This window comes from Phycisphaerae bacterium (assembly GCA_012729815.1).
Lineage (GTDB): Bacteria > Planctomycetota > Phycisphaerae > JAAYCJ01 > JAAYCJ01 > JAAYCJ01.
The window spans coordinates 1-4,770 of sequence record JAAYCJ010000312.1 but is presented as its reverse complement, the minus strand read 5'-3'; the positions used below and the strand labels follow the sequence as shown (position 1 = coordinate 4,770).

The following is a 4,770-nucleotide window of genomic DNA, read 5'->3' as shown; positions in this document are numbered from 1 at the left end:
GGCAAGTACGGCATCCGCCTTGGCGCAGCCTCGCGGAAAAAATGCACCATCGGCCGATGCCCTCGCTGCGGCCGCTTCTGCTGTCACGCCATCGAGAAACGCAAGACAGACCAGCGGATGCCTTGATTGTCTCGCGCGTGGCGATCTCCATCGTCGCCAGAGTCAGTTGACAGCGACCAGCCGCAGGTGGAAAATGCCCTTTGGCGGGTTGGGAACACCTGGAAACGTAGCGTGAGGTGCGGCTGTGGCGACGTTGGTGATCCAGCATATCGAGGCAAGCGATCCTCCGCGGTTCCAGATCGTCCGCGCTGGCGATGACACCAAAGCCGTTCCAGCCGGTGACGTGCCTTCGCCGGCCGCCGTCGCGGTGCCCGGCTGGCCCGATGGCGGACTGGCCCAGCCCCTGCAGTGGTACCTCGAAAACTTTCTCGACTACCCGTTCTCGCCGGATACCGAACGCGCCGAGCGGGTCCAGACCGTCCTCCAGGACTGGGGCCGGGCCTGCTTCCGCGGCCTCTTCGGCGGCCGCGAAGCCGCCGTCATGCTCGACCACGCCTGCGGCGACGGCCACGAGAATCTGGTCCTGCAGGTCGCCAGCAGCGACCCGCAGGTGCTCGCCTGGCCGTGGGAGGCCCTTCACGACGACGGCTTGTCCTCGCCGCTGGGCCAGCTCTGCCGGATCGAGCGGCGGGTCTACCAAACCGCCGATCCGCAGCCGATGCCCGAAAACTTGCCCAGCGACGCGGTCAACATTCTCCTGGTCACCGCTCGCCCGTTCGCCCGCGACGTGCGATATCGCTCCATCTCCCGGCCTCTCGTCGAACTGATCGAGACCCGCGATCTGCCCGCCCATGTCCACGTGCTTCGCCCGCCCACCTTTGGCCGCCTGTGCGAGCACCTGCGCGAACGGCCGAACTTCTACCACATCCTCCACTTCGACGGCCACGGCTCCTACGGCGCCGATCCCCACTCAGCGGTTTCGCTCTACGCGCTGACCGCCCAGGGCCAACTGGTCTTCGAGAAACCCGACGGCGACCCCGACCCGGTCCCAGCCGAGAAACTCGCCCCGCTGCTCCGCGAGTTCCGCATCCCCGCCGTCGTCCTGAACGCCTGCCAGTCCGGCATGATCGACGGCCGGGCCAAAAATCCCTTCGCCGGCGTCGCCGCCGCTTTGCTCCAGGCTGGCATCCGCAGCGTCGTGGCTATGGCCTACTCCCTCTACGTCAGCGCCGCCCAGGAATTCCTGCCCGCCTTCTACCGCCGCCTGTTCGAAGCCGGCAACGTCGCCGAGGCCGTCCGCGCCGGTCGCCAGCGGATGTTCCACCAGGACGGCCGGGTCTGCGCACGCGGACGATTTCCCCTCCGCGACTGGCTCGTCCCCGTCCTCTACCAGCAGCAGCCGCACGATTTCTCCTTCGCCGCCGCAGCCAAAAAAGAGAAGGCCAAACCCGCAGCCCTGCCCGAAGAGGCCGCCGACCGCGAAAACCCCTACGGCTTTGTCGGACGCGACGGGGCCGTCCTCGAACTGGAGCGGGCCCTGCGCCGCCCGCGGCCGGCCATCCTCGTCCACGGCCTCGGCGGCGTCGGCAAGACCACCCTCGCCCGCGGCTTTGTCCACTGGCTCAGCCAGACCCAGGGCCTCGGCAACGGGTGCCTTTGGATCAGCTTCGTCGAGGTCCGAAGCGCCGACTATGTGATCAACCGCATGGGCGAGCCCATCTTCGGCCCCAACTTCGCCGCCCATCCGATCGAGACGCGCATCGACGCCTTGGCCAAGGCGCTCCACGAGCATCCGCTGCTGGTCGTCTGGGACAATTTTGAGGTGGCCAAAGGCATTCCCGCCGCCGGGATTCCCGCCAACCTCTCCGACGACGACCGCGACCATCTCCTGGCCCTCCTGAAAAAGCTCCACGGCGGCCAAACCAAAATCCTGATCACCAGCCGAAGCGAGGAGACCTGGCTGGGCGAAACCCGCTGTCCGGTTTCCCTGTCTGGCCTCGACGGCGAGGAACGCTGGGAGTACTGCCAAGCCATCCTCGACCAACTCGGCAAAAAGGTGGACCGCGAAGACATGGATCAGGTCGAGCTGATGGCCCTGCTCGACGGCCACCCGCTGGCCATGCGGGTGATTGTCCCCAAACTCGCAGAGATGCCCGCGAAAGCCATCGCCGCGGCCCTGCGGTCCAACCTGGCCGATCTGGACCTCGGCCAGGACGAGAGCCAGCGGAAGCTCTATGCCACGCTGGCCTTTGCACAAACAGCCCTGCCGCAGGCCGATCGCAATCTGCTGATTGGCCTGGCCCTCCACGAACGATTCCTCGATGCGAGCTTGCTTCAACACATGGCCAAGCAGGTCGATCCACAATGGACGGACCAGCGGCTCCGCGCCGCCCTTGATGTCCTCACCAACGCCGGACTGCTCCGCAACCTCGTCCAGGGACAAATCTACGAACTCCATCCCGCCCTGACCGGATACCTCCGCTCGACCTTCCTGCCCTCCGTTGCTGCCGATCTCCGAGACCGCTGGACCCGCGCCTTCGTTGACGTCATGGGCACTTTTGCCGATCACCTTGCCCCGCGCCCGCTTCACGAGCAGCAACTTCCGTTCCACATCCACCAAGCCAACCTCCACTCCGCCCGCAACCAGGCCCTGCGGCTGGCGATGGCCGTTGATTGTGCCGCCTTGACCCAGTCGCTGGCCGCCCATGCTCAGAACACCCGCAACTGGAAGGAGGCCGAACGGCTGTTCGGATCGCTGGCAGAGAACTGTGCCGCACGAGGCGACAAGAAGACAGAAGCCGCCACCTACCACCAACTGGGCATAGTCGCCCAGGAGCGTCGGGATTTCGCCGCCGCCGAGAGTTGGTATCGCCGGTCGCTGGAGATCGAGGAGAAGTTCGGCAACGAGCGCGGTGCGGCGAGCACCTACCTCCAACTGGGCACGGTCGCCCTGGAGCGGCGGGATTTCGCCGCTGCCGAGAGTTGGTACCGCCGTTCGCTGGAGATCACGGAGAAGCTCGGCGACGAGCAAGGTGCCGCGCTCACCTATCACCAACTGGGCCGGGTCGCCCAGGAGCATCGGGATTTCGCTGCCGCCGAAATGTGGTACCGCCGGTCGCTGGAGATCAAGGAGAAGCCCGGCGATGAGCACGGCGCCGCGAGCACCTACCTCCAACTGGGCACGGTCGCCCTGGAGCGTCGGGATTTCGCCGCCGCCGAGAGCTGGTACCACCGGTCGCTGGAGATCGAGGAGAAGCTCGGCGACGAGCACGGCGCCGCCAGCACCTACCACCAACTGGGCATAGTCGCCCAGGAGCGTCGGGATTTCGCCGCCGCCGAGAGCTGGTACCACCGGTCGCTGGAGATCGAGGAGAAGCTCGGCGACGAGCACAGTGCCACGATGACCTATCACCAACTGGGTATGGTCGCCGAGGAGCGTCGGGATTTCGCCGCCGCCGAGAGCTGGTACCGCCGGTCGCTGGAGATCAAGGAGAAGCTCGGCAACGAGCACGGCGCCGCCATCACGTACCACCAACTGGGCATGGTTGCCCAGGAGCGTCGCGATTTCCCCGCCGCCGAGACCTGGTACCGCCGCTCGCTGCCGATCTGGGAGAAGCTCGGCGACGAGCACGGCGCCGCCAGCACCTGTGGGCAGTTGGGGATCCTGGCCGAACTTCAGGGCCGGTTCGAAGACTCGGGCACTTGGTTAATCAAATCGATTCTCGCCTTCCGGCTTACGCACGACCAACAGGGTGTCGAACAAGGCATGCGGAACTTCCTGATACTCTACAGACGCGCTCCCGAGCCCCTTTTCCCCAGACTCCGGGCGATGTGGGAAGACGCCGGGCTCGGGGCGTTTCCGGAGGACCAGGTTCCGCCGGCTACCGTGGCCGACGGAGGATCGAACTCGCAGGCGGAAGGAGACCCACATGGACAGCACGATCGCCCAACTGAATGACGCAGCCGCGATCCGCATCGCCTCGACCCTCGCGGACCGATGCCCGCCCCGCCCTGACGTGGTCCGCGAACTGACGCCCGAACTCCGCGCCGCCCTCGCCCACCACCCGGACCTCCAGCCGTCCTCGCAAGACAAGCCCGCCGACGGCGACCTTGCCCGCATCGCCCTGGCCCTGGCCGCTGAAGACGAGCAGTGTGCCGAAGTCATCGCGAACATGGCCGACCACCCCGCACCGGAACGATTCGGCGTGGTAGGGTCGGCCCTCCTCGCGAGCACGCTGCTGATCGTCCTCCAGACCTACGTCGAATTCATCCGCAACCCGGATGGAACCTGGTCGCTGACGCTTCGAAAGAAACCGACCGACCTCGCACTGCTCAAGAAACTGGTCGGCGCATTGCTGAACTGGCCGAAGTAGTCGCCTGAAGCGCCGAAGCTTTTGCAGGGCTGACAGCAGGGGAGTGGTCAAGCCAACTCAACCATGTGCCTACCCGCCGACGCGACCTTCAGCACCTTACAGCCACTCTCGTCCAACGCCAAAGGAACCGCCGAACCATCCACGTGCCCGCTCTTCAACCCTTCCATCCACACCCGCGCTTCGCCAACACCTACCGGCACGTCCGTCTCAACCCGAAGGCCGCCATCGCTGCCTTTCGACCACGAAATGCTGATCGTTCCCATCGGCGTCGGCACCGTGCCTCTGGCCCATGCCAGATCGCCGCAATGCGGTTCGATCGCCACTTCGGCAAAACCCGGCCGGCGCGGCTTGACACCCAACACCTCGCGGATCAGCCAGGCCGCCGGTCCGCTGCCCG

Annotated in this window: 3 protein-coding genes; 2 read left to right on the top strand and 1 reads right to left on the bottom strand. The window is 66.2% G+C overall.

Features of this window, described 5'->3' with window-relative positions:
* Positions 1-244 precede the first annotated feature (244 nt).
* The gene (locus GXY33_20500) at positions 245-3,958 is read left to right on the top strand and encodes a tetratricopeptide repeat protein (GenBank protein ID NLX07529.1); all 3,714 of its coding nucleotides are present in this window, start codon (positions 245-247) and stop codon (positions 3,956-3,958) included.
* Positions 3,930-4,373, top strand: coding sequence for a hypothetical protein (locus GXY33_20495; GenBank protein NLX07528.1), 444 nt, complete (start codon positions 3,930-3,932; stop codon positions 4,371-4,373). The genes GXY33_20500 and GXY33_20495 overlap by 29 nt, the downstream gene beginning before the upstream one ends.
* A gap of 47 nt (positions 4,374-4,420) precedes the next feature.
* On the opposite strand, the gene GXY33_20490 is transcribed toward GXY33_20495, so the two are convergent.
* The coding region (locus tag GXY33_20490; protein NLX07527.1) for a hypothetical protein at positions 4,421-4,770 on the bottom strand (350 nt) is incomplete at its 5' end.